Origin of the sequence: Kineococcus gypseus (genome assembly GCF_050871305.1) — a bacterium.
GTDB classification, from domain to species: domain Bacteria; phylum Actinomycetota; class Actinomycetes; order Actinomycetales; family Kineococcaceae; genus Kineococcus; species Kineococcus gypseus.
Genome location: NZ_JBJLRD010000053.1, coordinates 1 through 22,956, shown reverse-complemented (window position 1 = coordinate 22,956; position 22,956 = coordinate 1). Strand labels below are relative to the sequence as shown.

The 22,956-nt window shown below is 78.4% G+C and carries 25 protein-coding genes and 1 pseudogene; 12 read left to right on the top strand and 14 right to left on the bottom strand.

Going from position 1 to position 22,956, the window contains the following annotated elements; translation table 11 throughout:
- Positions 1-67: 67 nt before the first annotated feature.
- The gene (locus ACRYMN_RS17305) at positions 68-502 is read left to right on the top strand and encodes a MarR family winged helix-turn-helix transcriptional regulator (RefSeq protein ID WP_432497737.1); all 435 of its coding nucleotides are present in this window, start codon (positions 68-70) and stop codon (positions 500-502) included.
- A 36-nt stretch (positions 503-538) separates the two neighbouring features.
- Here the strand turns inward: ACRYMN_RS17305 and ACRYMN_RS17300 are convergent, their stop codons facing one another.
- Positions 539-1,354 carry an SDR family NAD(P)-dependent oxidoreductase gene (locus ACRYMN_RS17300; protein WP_432497735.1) on the bottom strand — a complete coding sequence of 272 codons (816 nt, stop codon included), beginning with the start codon at positions 1,352-1,354 and terminating at the stop codon, positions 539-541.
- Positions 1,355-1,440: 86 nt separating this feature from the next.
- Here ACRYMN_RS17300 and ACRYMN_RS17295 point away from each other — a divergent pair, with 86 nt between their 5' ends.
- The gene (locus tag ACRYMN_RS17295) at positions 1,441-2,286 is read left to right on the top strand and encodes a helix-turn-helix domain-containing protein (RefSeq protein WP_432497732.1); all 846 of its coding nucleotides are present in this window, start codon (positions 1,441-1,443) and stop codon (positions 2,284-2,286) included.
- Between the two features lie 52 nt (positions 2,287-2,338).
- Here ACRYMN_RS17295 and ACRYMN_RS17290 read toward each other — a convergent pair whose 3' ends face one another.
- Genes ACRYMN_RS17290 through ACRYMN_RS17280 form a run of 3 tightly spaced genes read right to left on the bottom strand, consistent with a single transcriptional unit; the run spans position 2,339 to position 5,412 of the window.
- Positions 2,339-3,844, bottom strand: a complete 1,506-nt coding sequence (locus ACRYMN_RS17290) for a tripartite tricarboxylate transporter permease (RefSeq protein WP_432497730.1) — start codon at positions 3,842-3,844, stop codon at positions 2,339-2,341.
- Positions 3,845-3,856: 12 nt separating this feature from the next.
- Positions 3,857-4,435 carry a tripartite tricarboxylate transporter TctB family protein gene (locus tag ACRYMN_RS17285; RefSeq protein WP_432497728.1) on the bottom strand — a complete coding sequence of 193 codons (579 nt, stop codon included), beginning with the start codon at positions 4,433-4,435 and terminating at the stop codon, positions 3,857-3,859.
- Positions 4,432-5,412, bottom strand: coding sequence for a Bug family tripartite tricarboxylate transporter substrate binding protein (locus ACRYMN_RS17280; RefSeq protein ID WP_432497725.1), 981 nt, complete (start codon positions 5,410-5,412; stop codon positions 4,432-4,434). Before ACRYMN_RS17280 ends, ACRYMN_RS17285 begins: the two co-directional genes overlap by 4 nt.
- A 176-nt stretch (positions 5,413-5,588) precedes the next feature.
- Here ACRYMN_RS17280 and ACRYMN_RS17275 point away from each other — a divergent pair, with 176 nt between their 5' ends.
- Positions 5,589-5,975 (top strand): universal stress protein, encoded by a 387-nt coding sequence (locus ACRYMN_RS17275; RefSeq protein WP_432497723.1) that lies wholly within the window; start codon positions 5,589-5,591, stop codon positions 5,973-5,975.
- Positions 5,976-5,993: 18 nt separating this feature from the next.
- On the opposite strand, the gene ACRYMN_RS17270 is transcribed toward ACRYMN_RS17275, so the two are convergent.
- Positions 5,994-6,992 carry an MsnO8 family LLM class oxidoreductase gene (locus ACRYMN_RS17270; RefSeq protein WP_432497721.1) on the bottom strand — a complete coding sequence of 333 codons (999 nt, stop codon included), beginning with the start codon at positions 6,990-6,992 and terminating at the stop codon, positions 5,994-5,996.
- A 92-nt stretch (positions 6,993-7,084) separates the two neighbouring features.
- Between ACRYMN_RS17270 and ACRYMN_RS17265 the strand changes: the two genes are divergently transcribed.
- Together ACRYMN_RS17265 and dxs are read left to right on the top strand one after the other, a co-directional pair.
- Positions 7,085-7,525: a hypothetical protein gene (locus tag ACRYMN_RS17265; RefSeq protein ID WP_432497719.1), complete on the top strand. Its 441-nt coding sequence runs from the start codon at positions 7,085-7,087 to the stop codon at positions 7,523-7,525.
- A gap of 241 nt (positions 7,526-7,766) precedes the next feature.
- Positions 7,767-9,686, top strand: coding sequence for a 1-deoxy-D-xylulose-5-phosphate synthase (gene dxs / locus ACRYMN_RS17260; protein WP_432497717.1), 1,920 nt, complete (start codon positions 7,767-7,769; stop codon positions 9,684-9,686).
- Between the two features lie 33 nt (positions 9,687-9,719).
- On the opposite strand, the gene ACRYMN_RS17255 is transcribed toward dxs, so the two are convergent.
- The 5 genes from ACRYMN_RS17255 to ACRYMN_RS17235 all read right to left on the bottom strand — a co-directional run bounded on the left by ACRYMN_RS17255 (position 9,720) and on the right by ACRYMN_RS17235 (position 14,097).
- Positions 9,720-10,610: a hypothetical protein gene (locus ACRYMN_RS17255; RefSeq protein ID WP_432497714.1), complete on the bottom strand. Its 891-nt coding sequence runs from the start codon at positions 10,608-10,610 to the stop codon at positions 9,720-9,722.
- Positions 10,611-10,719: 109 nt separating this feature from the next.
- Positions 10,720-11,190: an ATP-binding protein gene (locus ACRYMN_RS17250; protein WP_432497712.1), complete on the bottom strand. Its 471-nt coding sequence runs from the start codon at positions 11,188-11,190 to the stop codon at positions 10,720-10,722.
- A 112-nt stretch (positions 11,191-11,302) separates the two neighbouring features.
- Positions 11,303-12,622 (bottom strand): ribonuclease D, encoded by a 1,320-nt coding sequence (locus ACRYMN_RS17245; protein WP_432497709.1) that lies wholly within the window; start codon positions 12,620-12,622, stop codon positions 11,303-11,305.
- Positions 12,623-12,698: 76 nt separating this feature from the next.
- Positions 12,699-13,301 carry a response regulator transcription factor gene (locus tag ACRYMN_RS17240; protein WP_432497706.1) on the bottom strand — a complete coding sequence of 201 codons (603 nt, stop codon included), beginning with the start codon at positions 13,299-13,301 and terminating at the stop codon, positions 12,699-12,701.
- 169 nt (positions 13,302-13,470) lie between these two features.
- The gene (locus ACRYMN_RS17235; RefSeq protein WP_432497704.1) at positions 13,471-14,097 is read right to left on the bottom strand and encodes a DUF3000 domain-containing protein; all 627 of its coding nucleotides are present in this window, start codon (positions 14,095-14,097) and stop codon (positions 13,471-13,473) included.
- A 72-nt stretch (positions 14,098-14,169) separates the two neighbouring features.
- On the opposite strand from ACRYMN_RS17235, the gene hemE reads away from it, so the two are divergent.
- Genes hemE through hemQ form a run of 3 tightly spaced genes read left to right on the top strand, consistent with a single transcriptional unit; the run spans position 14,170 to position 17,524 of the window.
- A complete protein-coding gene (gene hemE / locus ACRYMN_RS17230) occupies positions 14,170-15,333 on the top strand; it encodes a uroporphyrinogen decarboxylase (RefSeq protein WP_432497701.1) in 1,164 nt (387 codons plus the stop codon).
- On the top strand, positions 15,330-16,742 hold the full coding sequence (gene hemG, locus ACRYMN_RS17225; protein ID WP_432497699.1) for a protoporphyrinogen oxidase: 1,413 nt from the start codon (positions 15,330-15,332) through the stop codon (positions 16,740-16,742). Before hemE ends, hemG begins: the two co-directional genes overlap by 4 nt.
- 56 nt (positions 16,743-16,798) lie before the next feature.
- Positions 16,799-17,524: a hydrogen peroxide-dependent heme synthase gene (gene hemQ, locus ACRYMN_RS17220; RefSeq protein WP_432497696.1), complete on the top strand. Its 726-nt coding sequence runs from the start codon at positions 16,799-16,801 to the stop codon at positions 17,522-17,524.
- Between the two features lie 87 nt (positions 17,525-17,611).
- On the opposite strand, the gene ACRYMN_RS17215 is transcribed toward hemQ, so the two are convergent.
- From ACRYMN_RS17215 to ACRYMN_RS17205, 3 genes are all read right to left on the bottom strand, one after another.
- Positions 17,612-17,986, bottom strand: coding sequence for a hypothetical protein (locus tag ACRYMN_RS17215; protein WP_432497694.1), 375 nt, complete (start codon positions 17,984-17,986; stop codon positions 17,612-17,614).
- A gap of 74 nt (positions 17,987-18,060) precedes the next feature.
- The gene (msrB, locus tag ACRYMN_RS17210) at positions 18,061-18,492 is read right to left on the bottom strand and encodes a peptide-methionine (R)-S-oxide reductase MsrB (protein ID WP_432497692.1); all 432 of its coding nucleotides are present in this window, start codon (positions 18,490-18,492) and stop codon (positions 18,061-18,063) included.
- Positions 18,493-18,564: 72 nt separating this feature from the next.
- Positions 18,565-19,092, bottom strand: coding sequence for a hypothetical protein (locus ACRYMN_RS17205; protein WP_432497689.1), 528 nt, complete (start codon positions 19,090-19,092; stop codon positions 18,565-18,567).
- Between the two features lie 83 nt (positions 19,093-19,175).
- Between ACRYMN_RS17205 and ACRYMN_RS17200 the strand changes: the two genes are divergently transcribed.
- From ACRYMN_RS17200 to ACRYMN_RS17185, 4 genes are read left to right on the top strand one after another with little or no spacing between them, the layout of a single operon-like run.
- Positions 19,176-20,432 carry an alpha/beta hydrolase gene (locus ACRYMN_RS17200; protein ID WP_432497686.1) on the top strand — a complete coding sequence of 419 codons (1,257 nt, stop codon included), beginning with the start codon at positions 19,176-19,178 and terminating at the stop codon, positions 20,430-20,432.
- Positions 20,429-21,427 carry a zinc-dependent alcohol dehydrogenase gene (locus ACRYMN_RS17195; protein WP_432497683.1) on the top strand — a complete coding sequence of 333 codons (999 nt, stop codon included), beginning with the start codon at positions 20,429-20,431 and terminating at the stop codon, positions 21,425-21,427. The genes ACRYMN_RS17200 and ACRYMN_RS17195 overlap by 4 nt, the downstream gene beginning before the upstream one ends.
- A 3-nt stretch (positions 21,428-21,430) precedes the next feature.
- A complete protein-coding gene (locus ACRYMN_RS17190) occupies positions 21,431-21,724 on the top strand; it encodes a hypothetical protein (protein WP_432497680.1) in 294 nt (97 codons plus the stop codon).
- A gap of 3 nt (positions 21,725-21,727) precedes the next feature.
- On the top strand, positions 21,728-22,090 hold the full coding sequence (locus ACRYMN_RS17185) for a hypothetical protein (RefSeq protein ID WP_432497677.1): 363 nt from the start codon (positions 21,728-21,730) through the stop codon (positions 22,088-22,090).
- Positions 22,091-22,097: 7 nt separating this feature from the next.
- Here the strand turns inward: ACRYMN_RS17185 and ribA are convergent.
- Positions 22,098-22,673: pseudogene (ribA, locus tag ACRYMN_RS17180) on the bottom strand (GTP cyclohydrolase II); the annotation flags it as partial.
- Positions 22,674-22,956 lie beyond the last annotated feature (283 nt).

Genomic DNA, 22,956 nt, shown 5'->3' with positions numbered 1-22,956 from the left:
CCTCACTCAGAATCAGGAACCTGTTGATGAGAGACTGCCCGCTGCTGAAGGGGGTGGCAAGCCGACCGTGGACCTGACCGAGGACGACATCGACGCCCTGGTGTCGTGGTCGCTGATCCGCGCCGCGCACCGCGTCGAGCGGCGGCTGACCGAGGTGTTCGCCGATCACGGTCTGTCCCCGGTGCAGTTCGGGGTGCTCTGCCACCTGGCCGCCGGCACCTCGCCCACCCAGGCGCAGTTGGCCCGCGCGGTGCTGGTGCGCCCGCAGTCCCTCAGCGGCGTCCTGGACGGCCTCGTCGAGCGCGGCCTCGTCGGCAGGCGGACCGAGCGCGCCAAGGGGCGGCGCAACCCGCTGGCCCTGACGAGCGCGGGCCACGACCTGCTCGCGGTGGTCTGGCCGGCCGTGCGCGAGGCCGACGGGCCCGGGCGGCTGGGTCTGGGCGCCGCGGAGGCGGCCGAGCTGAACCGGGTGCTGCTGCGAGTGCTCGAGGGGCCCGACTGAGCCCGGCCCGCCGAGCCGGCCCGCCGAGCCGGCCCGTCAGGCCCCCGCACCCCCGTCCACGGGCACGATCGCGCCGGTCACCATGGACGCCCGGTCGCTGAGCAGCCACGCCGCCGCCTCGGCGACCTCGCGCGGTTCGGCCATCCGCCCCAGCGGCACCGTGCTGCTGATCCGCTCGGTCACGCCCGGGCTGGCCGCCTCCCACTCGTCGATCATCGCCGTCGCCGTGCCCCCGGGCGTGAGGGCGTTGACCCGGATGCCGTCGCGGCCCCAGGTCACCGCCGCGGTCTCGGTGAGGCTGTTCAGCGCGCGCTTCATCGCCCCGTACGCCGGCAGCGCCGGGTTCGCGCGGCGGCTGCCGATGCTGGAGGTGTTGACGATCGAGCCGCCGCCGGTGCGGCGCATCAGCGCGGCCTCGGCGTTCATCGCGGTCCAGTGCGCGCGGAAGTTCACGGCGAACTGCAGGTCGACGTCCTCGTCGCTGGTGGTGTCCAGCGGCCCGGGCCGCTGGATGGCCGCGCCGTTGTTGAACGCGCCGTCGAGGCGCCCGTGCAGCCGCCCGGCGCGCTCGACCGCGGCGCGCACGCCCTCGCGGTCGGCGAGGTCGAGGGGCACGGCGTCGGCGGTGCCGCCGGCGGCGCGCACCTGCCCCACGACGCGCTCGAGGGCGTCGGTGCCGCGGGCGGCCAGGACCACGGCGGCGCCCTCGCGGGCGAAGAGGTGGGCCGCGGCCGCGCCGATGCCGCGGCTGGCGCCGGTGATCAGGACGACCTTGCCGGCCAGCAGGCCGGCGGGGGTGGCGGGGACGGCGGTCGTGGTGGTGGTGGTCGTGGAGGGGGTGCTGCTCGTCATGGCCACCACGCTGCTCCCGGCCGCGCGGCGCAGGCAGGCACCGGCTGTACCAGGCTGCGGACGCGGTCCGCGCGCACACTGCGGGGGTGGACAGGCGAGAGCTCGGTTCCTTCCTGCGCAGCCGCCGCGAGCGGCTGCGCCCGCAGGACGTCGGCCTGCCCCCCGGGCCGCGCCGGCGCACCCCGGGACTGCGCCGCGAGGAGGTCGCGGTCCTGGCGCACATCTCCACCGAGTACTACGTGCGCCTGGAGCAGGGCCGGGCGCCGCGCCCCTCGGGCGAGGTCCTCGCCGGCATCGCCGGCGCCCTGCGCCTGACCGACGCCGAGTCCGGGCACCTGCACCTGCTGGCCGGCACCGCCCCGCTGCGCACCGCGCTGCACCGGCGCGACGTGCGCCCCAGCGTGCTGGCCCTGCTGCAGCGCCTGCCGGGCACGGCAGCCGTCGTCCTCTCCGCCGCCTTCGAGGTGCTCGCCTGGAACGACCTGGCGGCGGCGCTCATGGAGGACTTCGCCCCCCTGACCCCGCGCGAGCGCAACCTGGCGCGCAAGGCGTTCCTGGGCCCGGCCGGCGCGCGCCCGCAGCCGTACGGCATCTCCGACGCGGCGGAGTTCCGGTTCGGCGTCGTCAGGGACCTGCGCGCGGCCCTGGCCCGCTACCCCGCCGACCCCGCGGTCGCCGCCCTCGTCGAGGAGCTGCGCGCGGGCAGCGCCGACTTCGCCCGGCTGTGGGAGCGGCACGACGTGCAGGCCACGCCGGTGCTCACCAAGACCTTCCGGCACCCCGTCGTCGGGGACGTGACGGTCGACTGCGACGCCCTGCTGCTGGACGAGAGCGACCAGCACCTGGTGCTCCACACCGCACCGGCGGGCTCGCGCAGCGCCGAGGCACTGGCCTTCCTGGAGGTGCTGGGCCGCGCCGACGTGGCGACGTGAGGGCCGCCGCCCGGACGTCGGCGCCCGGACGTCGGCGCCCGGACGTCGGCGCTCAGACGTCGGCGCCGCGCCGGCGCCGCACCCGGCCCGCCACCGCCAGCACCACGGCCAGCGCCAGCAGCGCGTAGATCGTGATCGTCACCGGGCTGGAGACCAGCGCGCTCGGGTCGCCCTGGCTGATGGCGAGGGTGTTGCGCAGGTTGGTCTCCGCCAGCGGCCCGAGGATCACCGCGATGAGCACCGGCGCCAGCGGGACGTCGTGGCGGCGCATGAGGAACCCGAGCAGGCCCAGCAGCAGCAGGAGCACCAGGTCGACCACCGAGCCGGCGGAGGCGTAGATGCCCAGGCCGGCGAAGACGGCGATGCCGGCGTACAGGTACGGGCGCGGGACGAGCAGCAGCCGCGCCCACAGCGGCGCGAACGGCAGGTTCAGCACGAGCAGCACGAACAGGCCGATGAACAGGCTCGCGATGAGCGCCCACACCAGCTCGCCGGCGCGCTGGAACAGCAGCGGCCCGGTCTGGATGCCGAACTGCTGGAAGGCGCCCAGCAGGATCGCCGCGGTCGCCGACGTCGGCAGGCCCAGCGCCAGCAGTGCGCCCATGGCGGTGCCGGCGGTCGCGTTGCCCGCCGCTTCCGGGCCGGCGACGCCGCGCACGGCCCCGCGGCCGAACCGCGGGTCGCTGCGGCGCGCGTCCAGGCGCCGCTCGGTGCCGTAGGACAGGAACGTCGGCACCTCCGAGCCGCCCACGGGCACGACGCCGAAGGGCACACCGAACGCCGTGCCGCGCAACCACGCCGGCAGCGCCTCGCGGAACTCCGCGCGCGAGAGGAACGGGCGCCCCCGCACGGCGACCAGCCGGTCCCCGCTGCTCCAGCGCGAGCGCGACGCCACGTGCAGCACCTCGCCCAGCGCCAGCAGCCCGACCGTGATGACGACGACGCCCACGCCGTCGAACAGCTGCGGCACGCCCATCGTGTACCGCACGGTGCCGGTCTGCGTGTCGATGCCGACGACGCCGACGGTGAAGCCGATGACGAGCGCGGCCAGGCCCTTCAGGGCCGAGTCGGCGACGACGAAGGCGGTGGCGACGAAGGCGAACGCCGTCAGCGCGAAGAACTCCGCCGGGCCGAACGCGGAGGCGAAGCGCGCGAACGCGGGCGCGCCGAGGGCGACGACGCTCGTGGCGATCAGGCCGCCGGTGAACGCGCCGATCGCCGACGTCGCGAGCGCCTGCGGCGCGCGCCCGTCCAGCGCCATCCGGTGCCCCTCGAAGGTGGCCGCGATCGCCGAGGAGTTGCCCGGGGTGTTCAGCAGGATGCCGGTGATCGAGTCGCCGAACAGCCCGCCGTAGTAGATGCCGGCGAACATGATGAGCGCCCCGGTCGGGTCCAGCGCGAAGGTGACCGGCAGCAGCAGGGCCACCGCCATGGAGGAACCCAGGCCCGGCAGGACGCCCACGGCGGTGCCGAGGACGGCGCCGAGGAAGACCCACAGCAGGTTCGCCGGGGTCAGGGCGGTCGAGAAACCACCGGCGAGGTCGGCGAGCGCGTCCACGTCGGGTCCCCTCTACAGGGCCAGCACGCCGGCGGGCAGGTTCAGGCCCAGGCCCGCCCCGAACACCAGCTGCACCACGGAGGCCACGGCGAGGGCGACGCCGAGGTCGAACAGGCGGCGCCGGCTGCCCAGCGCCTGCGCGGTGCCCCAGAACAGCCAGGTCCCGGCGACCAGCCAGCCCAGCGGCACGAGCACGGCGGTGAAGACGGCGAACGTCCCGGCCACCAGCGCCACGGAGCGCCAGTCGGTGGGGGCGGTGCCCGCCTCGCCGTCCCCACCGCCGTCCTCCTCCGCGGCCCCGTGACCGAGCCCCCGACCGGCTCGCGCGGCGCGGCGCTCGCGCACCGCGTCCAGCGCCAGCCCCACCGCGACCACCCAGGCCAGCACGAGCACGAGCACCGGGAAGAACCGCGGACCGGGCCCGTCCGCGTCCCCGGCGGTGTCCATGACGACGAGCCCGTGCGTCAGGTACAGCGCGAACCCCGTGACGACGGCGGCCATCGCGAACGAGCCGCGCGCCGGTGCCGGGGCCGCGAGCGGCGAGGCCTGCGCGAGGCCGCCGCCGCGCCCAGCGGGGGAGGGGGCGCTCACAGCCCCGCCTCGTCGAGGACCGCCCGCACGCGGGCGACCTCCTCGTCGAGGAACGCGGTGAGCTCCTCGCCCACGAGCTCGCTGTCGACCCAGCGGTTGCGCTCGAGGGTCTCGCGCCACTGCGGCGTGGCGAGGGTCTCGGTGACGATGTCGGTCAGCTCCCGGCGCTCCTCGCCGGTCAGTCCCGGCGGCGCCAGCAGGCCGCGCCAGTTGCCCTGGTGCACGTCGTACCCGAGCTCGTACAGCGTCGGGACGCCCAGCTCCGGCTGCGGCTCCGGCGCGGAGACGGCCAGCGCCCGCAGCTGCCCGGCCTCGATCTGGTCGGCGAACTCGTTGTAGCCGCTGATGCCCACGTCGCTGGCGCCGGACAGCAGCGCCTGGATCGCCTCGCCGCCGCCGGAGTAGGCGATGTAGTTGACCTCCGTCGCCGGCACGTCGACGGCCAGCGCGAGCTGGGCGGCGAGCAGCTGGTCGGTGCCGCCGAGGGAGCCGCCGCCGATGGCGACGCCGCCGGGGTCCTGCCGCCAGGCGGCCACGAGGTCGTCGACGGAGCGCAGCGGGGAGTCCGCGGGCACCACGAGCACCTCGTAGTCGTCGGTGGTGCGCGCGATCGGCGTGACGTCGTCGATGCCGACGGGGCTGTCGTTGATCTCCACGCCGCCGACCATGACGGTCCCGGTGACCATGAGCACGTCACCCTCGCCCTCCATCTCGCGCAGCTGGGCCAGGCCGATGGTGCCCGCGGCGCCGGGGACGTTGACGACCTGCGGGTTGGTGACCACCCCGGCGTCGCGCATGGCCGCCTGCAGCTGGCGCGCCAGCGAGTCCCACCCGCCGCCCGGCGAGGCGGGCGCGATGATCGTCAGCCCGGTGCGGGCCCCGGACAGCGTCCCGGTGCTGCGGGCGTCCCAGGCCGCCGTCGCCACGAGCGGGACCAGCAGCGCCACCCCCAGGACGCCCTTGACGCGCTTGTGCACGAGACCCTCCTCGTCGAGCGGCTCACGTCCTGCCGGCGGCGGTGGTGCGGGACCGGTCACGAGGTGTGGCCGTCCGCCGCCCGAGCGCGCACGATACCCGCGGGAGGGGCGCGCGGCGCCGGTCCGCGGGCCGGGTCCCGCGGGACGGGTGGAGGGGGACGGGTGGAGGGGGAGTGGTGGCGGTGACGGTCCTCGTGGGCTGGTCGGGCACGGCCGAGGGTGCCGCGGCGCTGCGGCGCGGCGCCGCCGAGGCGCGGCTGCGCGGCCTGCCGCTGGCGGTGCTCGACCTCGGCGCCCGCGACGACCACGGCGAGGCGGCCCGGCGCGCGGTGGCCGGGCTGGACCCGGCACCCGCCTCGGCCGAGGTGCTGCACCGCCCCGAGCACCAGGAGCCGGTGGACGCCCTGCTCGACGCCGTGCCGGGGTGCGGCGCCGAGCTCGTCGTCATCGGCACCCGACGGCGCTCGCCGGTGGGCAAGTTCCTCCTCGGCAGCACCGCGCAGCGCGTCGTCCTCGGCTCGGAGGTGCCCGTCCTCGTCGTCAAGGCCGACCGGCAGCCCTGAGCGGGCGGGCCCCGCGCCTCAGCCGAGCAGCGCGTCGGCCAGGCGCGCGTCGGACTCCGCCTGCAGGTCCGGGTCGTGCACGGTCGTGGCCACCAGCAGCTCCTCCGCGCCGAGGCGGCCCAGCAGCTCGCCCACCCGCCGGCGCACCTGCGCCTCGGTGCCCACGACGTCCTGCGCCAGGACCTGCTCGACCGTGCGGCGCTCGCGGGCGTTGAGCTCGTCCAGGCGCACGTCCCCGGGCGCCGGCAGCGCCGGGAAGACCCCGCGGGTGCGCGAGACGGCCAGCGACCACGCCTGCGGCAGCAGCTCGCGCCGGGCGGTGGCCTCGTCGTCGGCGACGAGCACGTCGGCCAGCACCGTCACGCGCGGGCCGCCGTGGCCGCGCTCGACGAAGCGCTCGCGGTACCGCGCCACCCGCGCCGGGTCCTCCAGCACCGGTCCGCCCACCACGACGGGCAGGCCCAGGTGCGCGGCGACCGCCAGGCCGGAGCCGGTGGCCAGCACCGCCACCGGCGGCGCCGGCACGCGCGGGCGCACCGTCACCGCCGCGCGCCCGTGCAGCAGGTCCAGCAGCTCCGAGAGCCGGGCGGTGAACTCCTCCTCGTCGTCGCCCGGGGCGCGCAGCGCCGCCCGCACCGGGGCGGTGAAGCCGGCCGAGCGGCCCACCCCGAGGTCCACGCGGCCCGGGCGCAGGGCCTGCAGGACGGCGAACTGCTCGGCGACCACCAGGGGGGTGTGGTTGGGCAGCATCACCCCGCCGGAGCCGATGCGCAGCGCGGAGGAGGGGTCCAGCGCCGCGGCGATCGCACCCAGCAGGACCGCCGGCGCCGGGCCGACGACGCCGGGGACCGCGTGGTGCTCGGCGACCCAGAAGCGGTGCAGGCCCAGCGCCTGCGCGCGCACGGCGCGCTCGACGGTCGCGCGGACCGCGGCGGCGTCGTCGGCCGCGCCGCCGCCGGGCGGGGCGGTGGCGCGGGTGCGGTCCAGCAGCGACAGGGCGGGCGCGGGTGCGGGCATGGTGACGGGTGCAACGCGCGGCCGCGGCGGCCGCGTCCCGCGGGCGGGGCACCGGCTACGCTCGAACGGTCGTTCGAACGCGGGAGGTGGTCGTGCAGCGGCGCGCGCACCCGTCCCCGGTGCCCGGCTGGCCGCCGGGGGTGCCGCCGCCGGGCGCGGACGACTGGCAGCTCGCCGCCGTGGCGTGGCTGCTGGACCAGGCGCCGCCGGAGTACCGCGGCTACCCGGCGGTGCGCCACCACCCGCTGCTGCTGGCGTGGCTGGTCGGCCACCACGTCGCCGCCCAGCGCGAGGCGGTGCGCCGCGCGAGCGCCTCGGCCCGCCACGACCTGTCCGAGCACCTGCCGCCGGAGACCGGCGCCCAGGTCTTCGACGTGCTCGAGCGCGAGGAGCTGCGGCTGCGCCGCCTGACCCGCTCGGTCGCCGCGCTCCAGCACGCCCTGCTCGCGCCCCCGCCCGACGGCCGCGGCGGGGCCGGCGGGCCCGACCCGGGGTGGGGACCGGTGCGGGCGCCGGGGTGGGGTCCGGGGTGAGGTCCGTCACGCCGGGCGGGCGCCGCGCAGGCGGGGCCTGTGCGGGTCCTGTGCCGGTGGGCCGACAGGGGGCGGTTGGTCGCGCTGACGCCCCCCGCGGCTCCTACACTCGCGGCACGACGGCCACCGACGGCCGTGCACCACCCGGCGCCACGGGCACCACCGGCGGCGCCGCGCACGACCCCGGCACCGACCCAGCACCGACGCCCGCACGCACCCGCCGCACAGGAGGCCACCCCGCATGGGGCTGCTCGAGACCATCAAGGGGCCGGAGGACCTCAAGCACCTCGCCCCGGAGCAGCTGCCGCAGCTGGCCGGCGAGGTGCGCGACTTCCTCGTCCGCGCCGTCAGCCGCACCGGCGGCCACCTGGGGCCCAACCTGGGCGTGGTGGAGCTGACCATCGCCCTGCACCGGGTGTTCGACTCCCCGCGCGACCGCCTGGTCTTCGACACCGGCCACCAGAGCTACGTGCACAAGCTGCTCACCGGCCGGCAGGACTTCACCCACCTGCGCGAGGCCGGCGGGCTCTCCGGCTACCCCTCGCGCGCCGAGAGCGAGCACGACCTCGTGGAGAACTCGCACGCCTCCACGTCCCTGTCGTGGGCCGACGGCCTCGCCAAGGCGTTCGAGCTGCGCGGGGAGGGCGAGCGGCGCGTGGTGGCCGTCATCGGCGACGGCGCCCTGACCGGCGGCATGGCCTGGGAGGCGCTGAATAACATCGCCGCGGCCGAGCGACCGGTCATCGTCGTCGTCAACGACAACGAGCGCTCCTACGCCCCGACCATCGGCGGCATGGCCTCGCACCTGGCGACGCTGCGCACCACCCGCGAGTACGAGAAGCTGCTCGACTGGGGCAAGCAGTCCCTCAAGCGCGGCGGGGCCCCGGGCCGGCTGGCCTACGAGACCCTGCACGGGATGAAGAAGGGCATCAAGGACATCGTCGCCCCGCAGGGGCTCTTCGAGGACCTGGGCCTGAAGTACGTCGGCCCCGTCGACGGCCACGACGTCGAGGCCGTCGAGCACGCCCTGCGCCGCGCGCGCTCCTTCGGCGGGCCCGTCATCGTGCACGCCATCACGCAGAAGGGCCGCGGCTACCAGCCGGCCCTGGCCGACGACGCCGACCACTTCCACGCCGTCGGCGTCATCGACCCCGAGACCGGCGAGGCGCAGGCCAGCTCCGGCTCCTCCTGGACCAGCGTCTTCGCCGACGAGATGGTCGCCCTGGGCGAGGCGCGCACCGACGTGGTGGGCATCACCGCCGCCATGCGCCTGCCCGTGGGCCTGGAGCCGTTCGCCCGCGCCCACCCCGAGCGCGTCTTCGACGTCGGCATCGCCGAGCAGCACGCCGTCACCTCCGCGGCCGGCATGGCCGCCGGCGGGCTGCACCCGGTGGTCGCCGTCTACGCCACCTTCCTCAACCGCGCCTTCGACCAGGTGCTGATGGACGTGGCCCTGCACCGCGCCGGCGTCACGTTCGTCCTCGACCGCGCCGGCGTCACCGGCCCCGACGGCGCCAGCCACCACGGCGCGTGGGACCTGGGACTGTGCCGGCTGGTGCCCGGGCTGCGCCTGGCCGCCCCGCGCGACGCCACCACGCTGCGCGAGGAGCTGCGCGAGGCCGTCGCCGTCGAGGACGGCCCCACGGTGCTGCGCTTCAGCAAGGGCAAGGTGCCCGCCGACCTGCCCGCGATCGCCCGCACCGGCGTCGTCGACGTCCTGGAGGGGGCGCAGTGGGCCGAGGGCGACGACGTGCTGCTCGTGGCCGTGGGCTCCTTGGTGCCGCGCGCCCTGGACGTGGCCGCGCGGCTGCGCGCGCACGGCGTCGGCGTCACCGTCGTCGACCCGCGCTGGGTGGTGCCCGTGCCCGAGGCGCTGCTGGAGCTGGCCGCCACCCACCAGCACGTCGCCGTGCTCGAGGACGGCGCCGAGGTCGGCGGCCTGGGCTGGGCGCTGGGGCAGGCGCTGCGCGAGCGCTCGGTGCCCACCCCGGTGCTCACCTTCGCGCTGCCGCAGCGCTTCCTGGACCACGGCTCGCGCGAGGCGATCCTCGACGAGGTGGGCCTGGCGCCGCAGGCGGTGGCCCGCACCGTCGTGGAGTCGGTGGCCCGCCACACCGGCACCGACGCGCACACCCCCTCGGCCCGCGGCGCCGGGGCCTGAGGGGCGCTCGCCGGCACGCCCGGCGGGAGCCGCTCACAGGCGCAGCACGGCTCCCGCCACGCCGGCCACGTCCACCGCGACGGGGGCCGGCGCGACCTCCTCGCGGGTGACGAGCACCGGCCGGCGCAGGCCCCGGTCGGCCGGGTCCGTCACCGCCCACGCGGCCACCACGAACGCCGGGTCCACGCGGGCCAGGTCGAACCAGCCGCGGGTGCGGTCGGGCACCGCCACGGCCCGCATCACCGCTGCGGCGCCGGTCGCGCCCCGCGCCCCGGCGGGGCCGTCGACCAGGTGGGCGCGCAGGGCCGCCGAGGCCAGCAGCGTGGGCACGTCGCAGCCGCCCACGGGCCGCAGCACCCCCCCGCCGCGCGCGCCCTCGTCGCGCAGCAGCCGCCGCGCGGCCAGCGCCCCCATCGCCTCCAGGTGCTCGAGCTCACCGGCGCCCGGCGCCGCCGCGGAGCCGGTGACCCGCGCGGAGACCGCCGGCACCGGCAGCACGCGCTCGCGCCCGTCGTGGGCGACGACCACGCCCAGGCCCAGGTCCAGCGCCCCGCCCAGCAGCGGGCGCGCCGCCCAGCCCGCCCCCGGGTGCCGCTCGGCCCCGCGCGGCACGGCCAGGGCCACCCGGCGCGCGCCGGAGCGGTGCAGCTCGCGGTGCGCCAGCAGCAGCTGGCGCACCCGCAGCCGCGCCGCCGCGCCCGGGCCCCCGTCCGCCGCCCCGCCCGAGGTGCCCGCGGGGTCGGTCGTGCCCGCCGCGACCGCGGTGCCGGCGGCCGCGGCGACGTCGGCCCACGCCAGCGGCGCGCAGCCGGGCAGGTGCACGCCGTCGTCGTCGGGGTCGACGTCCACGTCGTCCAGGACGCTGACCGCCAGGACGCTGCGGCGCAGGGCGGCGCGCACGGCGGGCGGGTGGTCGCAGCTCACGGCTGCGACCGTAGGCGAGGCCCGCGCGGGCGCCGCGCCGCGCCGCGTGGGCGCTGGGCCGAACGGGTCACGGCCCCTCCCCGCGGGCGGGCGTGCTGACGGTGCGCGCTCAGCCGGTCGCCAGGTGGAACCACACCGTCTTGCCGCCCGCACCGTGCGCGGTCCCGGCGCCCGGCTCCTCCTCGGCCGGCTGCGGCCAGCTCTGCGCGTCGCCGCCCGCGGGGTCGGGCGCGAGCGACGGGTCGGCGGGCAGGCTGGGGTAGACCCCCCACGCGGTCGACAGGGCGTCCACCAGGGCGATGCCGCGCCCGGCGGTGGCCCCGGGCACCTGCGCGCGCAGCGCCGGCACGCGCGCCTCGGCGTCGGAGATGGCCACGACGATGCCCTCCTCGTCGTGCGTGAGGGACAGCACCACCGGGCCGCGGCCGTGCTCCAGGGCGTTGGCGACCAGCTCGCTCGTCAGCAGCTCCGCGATCCAGCGCCGCGCCTCGGGCAGGTGCTCGTCGGGGCAGCGCTCGCACACCCAGTGCCGCGCCATGGCCGCGGCCGACAGCTGCTCGTCCAGCGCGAGGCGCTCCACCGCCCACCTCCACCCCGCCGCGACACCGGCGCGTCGTCGTCACCGTGGCACCAGGTTCGCCCAGCGCACCGGCGGCAGCAAGACGGGGCGCGCCCGCGCGCCGTGGACGGGGTCAGCCGGTGGCGTCGGCGTCGGCGTCGGCGTCCGCGTCGGCCGGGACCCGCGCCCCGGCCAGCGCCGACGCCACCGGCCCGGCGACCAGCTCCACCTGCCAGCGCCGGGCGCCGCGCGCGCGCAGCACCGCGGCCACCGAGGCGGTGTCCGGGGGTTCGGGGGGCTGCCACGCCAGGCGCCGCAGGGCGTCGGGCTGCAGCAGGTTCTCCACCGGCACCGCGTGCCGCTCGGCGATGGCCGTCACGGCCGCGCGCGCCGCCGCCAGCCGCGCGGCGGCCTCGGGGTCGCGGCCCGCCCACGTGCGCGGCGGCGGGGGCCCGTCCCCGCGCGGGGGGTGCTGCGGCAGCTCGGCCTCCGGCAGCGCCAGGCCGCGCGCCACGGCCGCCGCCCACAGCTCCAGCTGGCTGCGCGCGGCGCGCCCGGTGAAGCCGGCCGTGGCGGCCAGCGCCTGCGGCCCGCGCGGCAGGGCGCGCGCTGCCGCGACGATCGCTGAGTCCGGCAGCAGCCGGCCGGGGGAGGTGTCGCGGCGGCGGGCCTCCTCGTCGCGCGCCCGCCACAGCTCGCGCACCACGGCCATCTGACGGCGCGAGCGCACCGCGTGCAGGCCGGAGGTGCGCCGCCACGGCTCCGCCGGCGGCACCGGCAGCGGGGCGGCGGCGATCGCGGCGAACTCCTCGCGGGCCCACTCGAGCTTGCCCTGCGCCGCCAGGCGCTCGGCGAGGGCGTCGCGCACCTGCACGAGGACCTCCACGTCCAGCGCCGCGTACGTCAGCCACGGCTCCGGCAGGGGGCGGGTGGACCAGTCCACCGCGGAGTGCTCCTTGGCCAGCCGCAGCCCCAGCAGCTCCTCGACCACCGCGCCCAGCCCCACCCGCGGCAAGCCCGCCAGGCGCGAGCCCAGCTCGGTGTCGAACAGCGTGGTCGGGCGCATGCCCACCTCCGCCAGGCACGGCAGGTCCTGCGTGGCCGCGTGCAGCACCCACTCCGCGCCCGAGAGCGCCTCGCCGAGGGCCGACAGGTCCGGCACGGCGGTGGGGTCGATCAGGGCGGTGCCCGCGCCGGCGCGGCGCAGCTGCACGAGGAAGGCGCGCTGGCCGTAGCGGTAGCCCGAGGCCCGCTCGGCGTCCACGGCCACCGGGCCGGTGCCGGCGGCCATGGCGGCCACCACGGCCGCCAGGGCGGCCTCGTCGGTCACCACGGGTGGCAGGCCGCCGGCGGGCGCGTCGAGCAGCGGCAGCTCGGCGGGGCCGGGTCCCGCGGCGTCCGCGCCCCGCTCCGCCGGAGGCTGACCCTGTGGACGTCCCTCCCCGACCGGCACGGCCCCACCGTACGTGCCGCCGTGCGCCCCGGGTGCGCCCGGGGTGCCCCGCGGGCCGGGGGTCACCGGCGGGGGGTCACTGGATGACGCCGGCCCGCAGGGTGATGGCGACCATCTCGGCGCGGTCGCCGGTGCCGAGCTTGCGCGCGATGCGCGCCAGGTGGCTCTTGACCGTCAGGGCCGACAGGCCCAGCAGCGCGCCGGTGTCCTTGTTGGAGCGGCCGTCGGCGACGTGCTGGAGCACCTCGACCTCGCGCTCGGAGAGGCTGTCCACGCCGGACTCGCCGACGCGGCCCTCGTAGCCGGTGCCCTCCGGGCGGGTGGTCACCAGGTAGCAGCGCACCCCGGCGGCCACCGCGCCGCGCACCGCGAACGGGTCCGCGCTGCTGGAGAGCACCACGCAGCGGTTCCAGCCCGCCGCGCGCAGCTCCGTGACCAGCTGGGCGCCGGAGCCGTCCGGCAGGCCGGCGTCGGCGATGAACAGGGCGCGCGGGCCGGTGCGGGCCATGGCGCGGGCCTGGGCCACGCTCCCGGCGTGCTCGACGTTCACCGCGCCGAGCATGCGCAGGGTGCGCGTGACCGACTCGCGCACCGCGGGGTCGGCCACCGCGACCAGCGCGGCGAAGCGGCCGAGACGTGACGGGACGGCCATCCCAGGGCGTTCGACGAGCGCAGTCACCGTCGTCCTCCAACAGGCACTGGGCGCCCGCCTCCTGCGGCACGCCTCACTGAGGAGGTGATCGGCGCCGTCGCTCGCGGACTTGACCACCGCGGCGCCACGTGTTGGCCGCGGCGCCCCGCCGGCGGCCCCGCCGGTGATCGGGCCGGTGATCGGGCCGGTGCCCGCGTCAGCGCTGGGCGCGCGGCAGGGCGCTGACGCCCTCCGGCAGCGGCGGCAGCCCCGCCACGGTGCACAGCAGCACGGCCCAGGCGCGCAGGTGCGCGGCCACGTCGAACGGCCCGTCCGCCGCGTCGCGCCCGGCGCCGGGCAGCGGCGTCCACGACGCGCGCACCTCCACGTCCACCGACGGCGGCCGGTCCGCCAGCGCCCCGTAGCCCTCCGAGAGCACCCGGGTGACGGTGCCGCCCACCGCGCCGGCGCGCGCGCCGTGCGCCGCCAGCGCCTCCTCCAGCCAGCTCCAGCCCACCCGCCCCAGCAGCGGGTCCGCCCCCATCTCCGCCTCCAGGTCCGCGCGCACGTACGTCACCACGCGGAAGGTGCCGCCCCACTCCGGCGGTGCCGCGGGGTCGTGTAGCAGGATGAAGCGCCCGGTGGCCAGCTCCTCGCCGTCGGCGAGCACGTCCCCGCCCAGCGCCACCGCGTGCGGGGCGATGCGCGCCGGCGCCGGGACCTCGGTGAGCACCACGTCCGGGCGCAGGCGCACCTCGCGCAGCGCCCGCACGGCGCGCTGGAAGGCGTCGGCGGCCGCGCCCGTGCCGTCGCGGGCACCGCCGGGCACTCGGGAGAGCGTCACGCCGGGAGACTAGGGACGCGGTGGCCGACGGCGGCGGCGCCGCGCCGGGCGGGCCGTGCGACGATCGGCCCCGTGCCCGGACCCGTCGACGCCCCGACCACCGCCGCCCCCGGGGAGGCGCCCCGGGGCCCCGCGGCCGACTCCCCGTACCTGGCCGACTCCCCGTACCTGCGCGTGGCGCGCGGTGACGTCGCCCGCGGCCTGCGCCCGCAGCGCACCCCGGTGTGGTTCATGCGCCAGGCGGGCCGCTCGCTGCCGGAGTACCGAGCCGCGCGCGAGGGCACCACGATGCTGGAGTCCTGCCGCCGCCCCGAGCTGGTCGCCGAGATCACGCTGCAGCCGGTGCGCCGCTACGGCGTGGACGCGGCGATCTTCTACTCCGACATCGTCGTGCCGCTGGAGGCCGCCGGCGTGGGCGTGGAGATCGTGCCCGGCACCGGGCCCGTCATCGCCGAGCCGGTGCGCACCCGCGCGGACCTGGCGCGCGTGCCGGAGCTGACCCCGGAGCGCCTGCAGCACGTCACCGAGGCCGTGCGCCTGACCGTCGAGCAGCTCGCCGCCACCGGCACGCCCCTCATCGGCTTCGCCGGCGCCCCCTTCACCCTGGCCAGCTACCTCGTCGAGGGCGGGCCCTCGCGCGACCTGCTGCGCACCAAGGCCCTCCTGCACGCCGACCCGCAGCTGTGGCACGACCTCGCCGCCCGCCTGGCGCAGATCACCGGCGCGTTCCTGCGCGCGCAGGTCCTCGCCGGCGCCTCGGCCGTGCAGCTGTTCGACTCCTGGGTCGGCGCCCTGCCGCTGGCCGACTACGAGCGCCACGTCGCGGAGCACTCCGCCGCCGCGCTGCGCGCCGTCGCCGACCTGGGCGTGCCGCGCACCCACTTCGGCACCGGCACCGGCGAGCTGCTGGGCGCCATGGCCGCCGTCGACGGCGGCGTTGACGTCCTCGGCGTGGACTTCCGCGTGCCCCTGGACGAGGGCGCCCGCCGCGGGCGCGCCGGCGCCGGGCGCCCGGTGGCCGTGCAGGGCAACCTCGACCCCGCGCTGCTCTTCGCCCCCTGGGAGGTGCTGCGCGGCGAGGTGCGCCGCGTGCTGGCCGCCGGCGAGCGCGCCGGCGCCGGGCACGTGTTCAACCTCGGCCACGGCGTGCCGCCCACCGCCGACCCGGGCGTGCTGGCGCGCGTCGTGGAGGAGGTGCACGCCTGGCGCGGCGGCCCGGAGGGCGCGGGGGAGTGAGCGCCGCGCCCGGCGCCGTGCGCGCCGTCGTCGTGGGCGGCGGGGTCAGCGGCCTGGCCGCCGCGCACCGCCTGGTGCAGCTGGGCGCCGACGTCGAGGTGCTGGAGGCCTCCGGGCGCACCGGCGGCGTGCTGCAGCGCGGCGAGGTCGGCGGCGTCGTGGTGGACCTGGGCGCGGAGTCGGTGCTGGCCCGCCGGCCCGAGGCGGTCGAGCTGGTGCGCGCCGCCGGCCTGGGCGCCGACCTGGTGCACCCGGCCACCGCCTCCGCCTCCGTGCGCTCGCGCGGCGCCCTGCACCGCCTGCCCGCCGGCACCGTCATGGGCGTGCCCGGCTCCGCCGAGCAGGTCGCCGGCCTGCTGGAGCCGGCCGACGTCGAGCGCGTGCGCGCCGAGGAGGACCTGCCCGCACCGCCGCTGGAGCACGACGTGGCCGTGGCCGACTACGTCGCCGGGCGCGTCGGGCGCGCCGTGGTCGACCACCTCGTCGAGCCGCTGCTCGGCGGGGTCTACGCCGGGCACGCCGACCGGCTCTCGCTGCGCGCCACCGTGCCGGCCCTGTGGGAGCACGCCCGCCGCGGCGGCTCGCTGCTGGCCGCCGTGCGCGCCGCCGCCGCGGCCCGCCCCGCGGCCGCCGGGCCCGTCTTCGCCGGCGTGGCCGGCGGGGTCGCCCGCCTGCCCGGGGCGCTGGTGGCCTCGCTGCGCGCGCGGGGGGCGCGGGTGAGCACCGGCGCGCCCGTCACCGCCCTGGAGCGCGGGGCGGCCGGCGGCTGGCGGGTGAGCACCCCCGCCGGCACCCGCACCGCCGACGTCGTGGTGCTGGCCGTGCCCGCCCCGGCGGCCGCGGCCCTGCTGCGCGCCGCGGTGCCCGCGGCGGCCGCGGAGCTGGCGGCGGTGGAGACCGCGAGCATGGTCATCGCCGCGCTGGCCGTGCCCGCCGCCGAGCTGGAGGGCCTGACCGGCTCCGGGGTGCTGGTGCCGCCGGTGGAGGGCGCCGCCGCCGGCCTGCGCGTGAAGGCCCTGACCCTGTCGGCGAACAAGTGGGACTGGGTGGCCGGCCAGCGCGCCGACGTGCGCGTGCTGCGCGTGTCGCTGGGGCGCGCCGGCGAGGACGAGGCGCTGCGCGCCGACGACGCCGACGTGCTGCGCTGGGCCGCCGCCGACGCCTCCGCGCTGCTGGGGCGCGAGCTGCACCCGGTGGACGCGGCCGTCGCGCGCTGGGTGGACGCGCTGCCGCAGTACGCGGTGGGGCACCGCGAGCGCGTGGGGCGGCTGCGCGCGGCCGTCGCCGCGGCCGGCGGCCTGGCGCTGGCCGGCTCCGCGCTGGACGGGGTGGGCGTGCCCGCGTGCGTGGCCGCGGCCACCCGCGCCGCCGAGGAGGTGCTCACCGCCCGGGCCGGTGCGGCCGCGTGAGCACCGTCACCGGACCCGCCCGGGAGCACCGGCCGACGCCGGGGGAGAATCGGGGCATGAGCCAGGAGACCCCGGCCGCGGCGCCCGCCGCCGCGCGCACCAGCACCGAGGAGATCAACAGCAGCATCGCCTACACCATGTGGTCGGTGTTCGCGGTGCGCGAGAGCCTGGGCGACGCCGACCGCGCCGAGCTGACCGCCGAGGTGCGCGCGCTGCTCGACGAGCTGGGCGGCAAGGGCCTGAGCGTGCGCGGCCTGTACGACCTCGCGGGCCTGCGCGCCGACGCCGACCTCATGGTGTGGTGGTACGCCGACACCGTCGAGCTCGTGCAGGAGGCCTACCGCCGGCTGCGCACCACCCGCCTGGGCCGGCACCTGCGCCCGGTGTGGTCGCAGGTGGGCCTGCACCGCCCCGCGGAGTTCAACCGCGGCCACGTCCCGGCGTTCCTGGCCGGCGAGCGCGCCCGCGGCTACGTGTGCGTGTACCCGTTCGTGCGCTCCTACGAGTGGTACCTGCTGCCCGAGGGCGAGCGCCGCACGATGCTGCGCGACCACGGCCTGGCCGCGCGGCCCTACGAGGACGTGCGCGCGAACACCGTCTCCGCGTTCGCGCTGGGCGACTACGAGTGGCTGCTGGCGTTCGAGGCCGACGAGCTGCACCGCATCGTCGACCTCATGCGCGACCTGCGCGCCACCGAGGCGCGCCGCCACGTGCGCGAGGAGGTGCCCTTCTTCACCGGCCCGCGCGTGGAGCTGGGCGAGCTGGTCGCCGCCCTGCCCTGACGCGGGCGCCCGCACGCGCGAGGGCCACCACCCCGGCCGGGGGGGTGGCCCTCGCGCGTCGTGCCCGGTGCGGGCGGCTCCCGCGCCTCAGAGGCGCTCGGGGTCCTCGCTGTCGGCCCCGGCGACGTGGTCGACGGTGCCCAGGTGCCCGGCCCCGCCGGCCTCGTCCGGCTCCTCCTGCGTGACGCGCTCGTCGATCGTCTCGTTGTCCGGGTCGACGTCGTCGCGCATGAGCTCCTCGGTGGCGTGGCTCACCTGGCGGCCCGTGTCGTAGGTGTCGTCGTCCTCGTCGCCGATCAGGGTGTCGGTGCGCAGCGCGCCCAGCTCGTCGCCGTCGTCCGGGTCGGCGTCGATGGAGGTGTCCTCCTGGCGCAGGTCCGGGTCGTCCAGCGGGTCCAGCTGACGGTCGCCCGGCTGGGGGTCGTCGCCCGGCCGGACGGTGTAGGAGTACGGCTCGCTCATGTCCCCCACCATGCCCGCGGCCCCGGGCGCGCGCACCCGCAGCGCACCCGGGGCCGCCACCGGCCGCCCGCTCCTCAGGAGGCGGTGGGGCGCAGCGTCAGGCTGATCCCGTTGATGCAGAAGCGCTGGTCGGTCGGGGTCGGGAAGCCCTCGCCCTCGAAGACGTGGCCCAGGTGCGAGCCGCAGGTGGCGCAGCGCACCTCGGTGCGCACCACGCCCAGCGAGCGGTCCTCGATCAGCTCGACGGCGTCGGAGTCCTTCGGGTCGTAGAAGGACGGCCAGCCGCAGTGCGAGGCGAACTTCGTGGTGCTGGTGAACAGCTCGGCCCCGCAGGCGCGGCAGGCGTACACGCCCTCGGTGGGGTCGTCCTCGTACTCGCTGGTGAAGGGCCGCTCGGTGCCGGCCTGGCGCAGCACCGCGTACTCCTGCGGCGACAGCTCCTGGCGCCACTGCTCGTCGGTCTTGGTGACGGCGTACTTCTTCGCGGTCGTCTCCGGGGTGCTCATGCCCCGTTCAACCGGCCGCGCGCGGGGGGTGTTCCGGCCGGGCGGGCAGGCGCCCGGCCCGGCCGTGGGCGCTCAGCCCAGCCGCGAGGTGCCCGCGTACACGTGCAGCACCGGCACCCCCAGCGTGTCGCGGGCGCGCGAGGCCCAGTCGGTGTGGAAGGTGTCCTCCACCGCGTGCGGGCGGGTGACGACGATCAGCTCGCGGGCGTCCGGCTCGCCGCTGAGCGCCTCGCGCACCGCGGGCATCGGGTCGTCGCCGGTGGTGCGCCCGTCGGCCTGCAGGCCCTCGGCGCGCAGGGCCTGCAGTGTGGCGGACAGGGCGGACTCGGCGTCGGCGCGGGCGCGCCCGGGGTCGGGGCGGCCGCCGCGCACCTCCTGCAGCGCGTCGCGCAGCTCGCCCAGGAAGAGGTGGTCCAGCACGTCCGCCAGCAGGTTGCGCTCGGTGTCGACGGGCACGACCACCACGTGGCGCACGGCCTCGCCGGCGTGCAGCTGGGCGATGTTGCGGGCGTCGACGTCGCCGAGCGCCACCTCGGTGAGCACCACGACCGTCCACGGCTCGCCGGTCGGGTGCTGGCTCGTCTGGCCGCTCTCGCTCACCCCGCGCACGCTACCGGGGGCGCCGTCGCACGGCCCGGGCGGCTGCGGCAGGATCGGCGCGTGGCCGACGCGCAGGGGTGCTCGTGAACGGGCGCCGGCGCGTGCTCGTCGGCGCCGGCGCGGCGCTGACCACCGGCGCGGCCGCCGTCACCGCCGTGGCCACCGCCTTCGCCCGCGCCGTGGTCACCCCCGCCCGCCACAAGCCCGACGACGTGGACGTCCTGCAGGTCGGCCCGCACCGGGTGGTGCTGGCCGCCACCGCGGACACCGTCGTGCCCGGCCGCTACGGCGTGTGGACCGACGGCGGGCGCGGGCACTTCCGCGTCGGGGACCTGCTGGAAGTCACGGACGAGCGCGTCACGCGCCAGCTGCTGGCCGTCGACGCCGGCGCACCCGCCCCCGGACCGGGGCGCTGGAACCAGTACTGCTTCGCCGGAACCCCGCGGCACGCCCTGGGCCTGGCGCACGAGGACGTCCTGGTGCCCTCGGAGGTCGGGGACCTGCCCGCCTGGGTGGTGCCCGCCGCCGACACCGGCACCGGCGCCGAGCCCGGTGCCGGTGGCACGTGGGCGGTGCTCGTGCACGGCCGCGGCGCCACCCGCGAGGAGGCGCTGCGGGCCCTGCCGGTGCTGCACGCCCTGGGGCTGACGTGCCTGGTGGCGGCGTACCGCAACGACGCCGACGCCCCGGCCTCCCCGGCGCGCCGCTACGGCCTGGGCGACACCGAGTGGCACGACGTGGAGGCCGCGTGCCGCTGGGCGCTCGAGCGCGGCGCGCGCCGGCTGGTCCTGGTGGGCTGGTCCATGGGCGGGGCCATCGTGCTGCAGCTGCTGGCGCGCTCGCCGCTGGTGCGGGAGGTGGCCGCCGTCGTCCTCGACGGGCCCGTGCTGGACTGGTACGACGTGCTGGACCACCAGGCGCGCCGCCACCGGCTGCCGGTGGCGCTGGGCCGCTACGGGCTGGGCCTGCTGGGCCACCCGCTGGGCCGGCGCCTCGTCGGGCTGGACGGGCCGGTGGACCTGCGGCGCATGGACTGGGTGCGCCGCGCCGAGGAGCTGCACCTGCCGCTGCTGCTGCTGCACTCCGACGCCGACGACTACGTGCCCCCGGGCCCCTCGGCGCGCCTGGCCGGGGCCCGCCCCGACCTCGTCACGCTCGTGCGCACCGCCACCGGCGGGCACACCCGCGAGTGGAACGTCGACCCCGCCGCCTGGGAGGGCGCGGTGCGCGCCTTCCTCACCACCCACCTGTCCGCCGGCCCGGCGAGCGACCCGGACCGGAGCGACCTGGACCGGAGCGACCCGGACCCGGCCGCCCCGCCGGCGGGGGGTGCCGCGTGAGCCGCACCACCCGCGCGTTCTGGACCACCGGCCCCGGACGCGGCGAGCTGCGCGAGGAGGAGCTGCCCGTCCCGGGGGTCTCCGACGTGGAGGTCACCGCGGAGTTCTCCGCGATCAGCCGCGGCAGCGAGGCGCTGGTGCTCTCCGGGGCGGTGCCCGCCAGCCAGCACGACGTCATGCGCGCGCCGTTCCAGTCCGGGGAGTTCCCCTTCCCGGTCAAGTACGGGCACCTGTCGGTGGGCACCGTCACCGCCACCGGCGGGCGCGTGCCGGAGCTGCTGGGGCGCCGGGTGTTCTGCCCGCACCCGCACCAGGAGCGCTACGTCGTGCCCGCCTCGGCGGTGCTCGCGGTGCCCGACGCGGTGCCGTCGGGGCGCGCGGTGCTGGCCGGGGTGCTGGAGACGGCCGTCAACGGCGTCTGGGACGCGCAGGTCGGGGTGGGCGACCGCGTCAGCGTCGTCGGCGCCGGGGTGCTCGGGCTGCTGACCGCCGCGCTGGCCGCGCGGGTGCCGGGCACCGACGTGGAGGTCGTGGAGGTGCGCGCCGACCGCGTGCGCGTCGCCGCGTCGTTGGGCGCGCGGCTGGTGGCGCCCGACGACGCGCGCCGCGAGCGCGACGTCGTCCTGCACGCCAGCGGCAGCGGCAGCGGGCTGTCCACCGGGCTCTCGCTGCTCGGCGACGAGGGCGTGCTGACGGAGCTAAGCTGGTACGGCGACCGGCCGGTGGAGGTGCGCCTGGGCGAGTGGTTTCACGCCCGCCGCCTGGCCGTGCGCGCCAGCCAGGTCGGCCGGGTGCCCCCGGCCCGCGCGCCGCGCTGGACGCCGCGCCGGCGCCTGGCGCTGGCGCTGCAGCTGCTGGCCGACGACGCCTTCGACGTGCTCCTGGACGGCGAGAGCGACTTCACCGACGCGGCCACCGTGGTGCCCGCCGTCGCCGGCCCGGGCGGCTCGGCGCTGTGCCACCGGCTGCGCTACCCGGCGGCACCGCGGGGCTGAGGGGTGCGCGCACCGCCACCGGTGCTGGCCCGCCACCCGCACCGGTGCTCGCCGCGGAGCGCCGAGGGTCTGCGCGCCGACGGCTCCGCGGTGGTGCACGAGGTGGCCGCCGTGCCGAGCGCGCCGGGTTGCACGAGCATGGCCGCAGGGCGCAGCACGTCGCCCGCGGCGGGAGCGGACGAGGGCGGGGCGGTGCACGTGGCGCACGAGGCGGTGTGCTCGATGGTCACCGGGCTGGTCGCCGACCGCCTCGTCGCTGGGTGCGAGGTCTCCCGCCGCGGCACGGGCAGCCGCTGACCCGTGGCCGAGCAGCCGGGTCCGCCGGTGACGCCCGACGGGCGCTACCTGGTGGTGCGCGGGCGCCTGTGGCGCCGCTCGGACCCGGCGCTGGACGAGGAGCACCGGGCCGAGCTGGTGGCCGAGCTCATGGCGGCGCGGCGGGCCAAGGGGGCGGCCCTGCGCGCCGGCGACGCGGCGGGCGTGGCCGCGGCGAAGCAGCGGGTGCAGGCGGCGAAGGAGGGTCTGGGCGAGCGCGGGCCGGTGTGGTGGCCCGGGGACGAGCCGGACCTGACCGGCCGGATGGCGCGCACCACCGGCTACGCGGACTGGTTCGCCGCGCTGCCGGCGGACGAGCAGCGGTACGGGGCCGGGCGGGGGTCCTGAGCGGGGCTCAGGACACGCCCGGCAGGCGGTGCCCCATCCGGTCGCGCTTGGTGCGCAGGTAGCGCACGTTGTCGCTCGTCTCGGCCACCGGCAGGTCCACGCGCGAGCGCACCGCCACGCCGTGCGCGCGCAGCGCCTCGACCTTGACGGGGTTGTGGGTCATCAGCTCCACGTCGCGCACGCCCAGGTCGAGCAGGGCGGCCGCGGCGCCGGCGTAGTCGCGAGCGTCCACCGGCAGGCCCAGGTCGAGGTTGGCCTCGACGGTGTCGCGCCCGCGCTCCTGCAGGGCGTAGGCGGCGATCTTCTCGGCCAGGCCGATGCCGCGGCCCTCCTGCCCGCGCAGGTAGAGGACCACGCCGCGCCCGCGCTCGCTGATGGCCGCCAGCGCCGCGCGCAGCTGCGGGCCGCAGTCGCAGCGCAGCGAGCCGAGCACGTCGCCGGTCAGGCACTCGGAGTGCAGGCGCACGAGCACGTCGTGCCCGTCGCCGATGTCGCCGGTGACGAGGGCGAGGTGCTCGACGCCGTCGGCCTGCCGGTAGGCCACGGCCCGGAAGACGCCCTGCGTGGTGGGCAGGCGGGCCTCGGAGACCCGCACGACCGGCAGGGACGGGTGGTGCGGGCGCTCCGCGGCCCTGCCGGGGCGCTGCCCGGGCAGGGCCGCGCCGCTGGACTCCTGGAGCTCGGTCACGTGCTTCTCCTCGCGCCGGCCGCCGGCGGGGTGCCGGCGGCGGACTTGTCGTCGTGCGTCCGTCGGTGGGGGGGGGGGGGGGGGGGCCCCCCCCCGGCCCACCCAGGAGGACGAGATGACGCAGACCGAGGCGGGGACCGGCGCCCGGCCGGCCCAGGAGAGCGAGCAGGACGAGGAG

What these genes read in the sequence shown, in the direction of transcription:
- ACRYMN_RS17300 (WP_432497735.1), bottom strand. Translation starts at nt 1,354, where the DNA reads ATGACGAGCAGCACCCCCTCCACGACCACCACCACCACGACCGCCGTC.
- ACRYMN_RS17270 (WP_432497721.1), bottom strand. Translation starts at nt 6,992, where the DNA reads ATGCCCGCACCCGCGCCCGCCCTGTCGCTGCTGGACCGCACCCGCGCC.
- dxs (WP_432497717.1), top strand. Translation starts at nt 7,767, where the DNA reads ATGGGGCTGCTCGAGACCATCAAGGGGCCGGAGGACCTCAAGCACCTC.
- hemQ (WP_432497696.1), top strand. Translation starts at nt 16,799, where the DNA reads ATGAGCCAGGAGACCCCGGCCGCGGCGCCCGCCGCCGCGCGCACCAGC.
- ACRYMN_RS17215 (WP_432497694.1), bottom strand. Translation starts at nt 17,986, where the DNA reads ATGAGCGAGCCGTACTCCTACACCGTCCGGCCGGGCGACGACCCCCAG.
- msrB (WP_432497692.1), bottom strand. Translation starts at nt 18,492, where the DNA reads ATGAGCACCCCGGAGACGACCGCGAAGAAGTACGCCGTCACCAAGACC.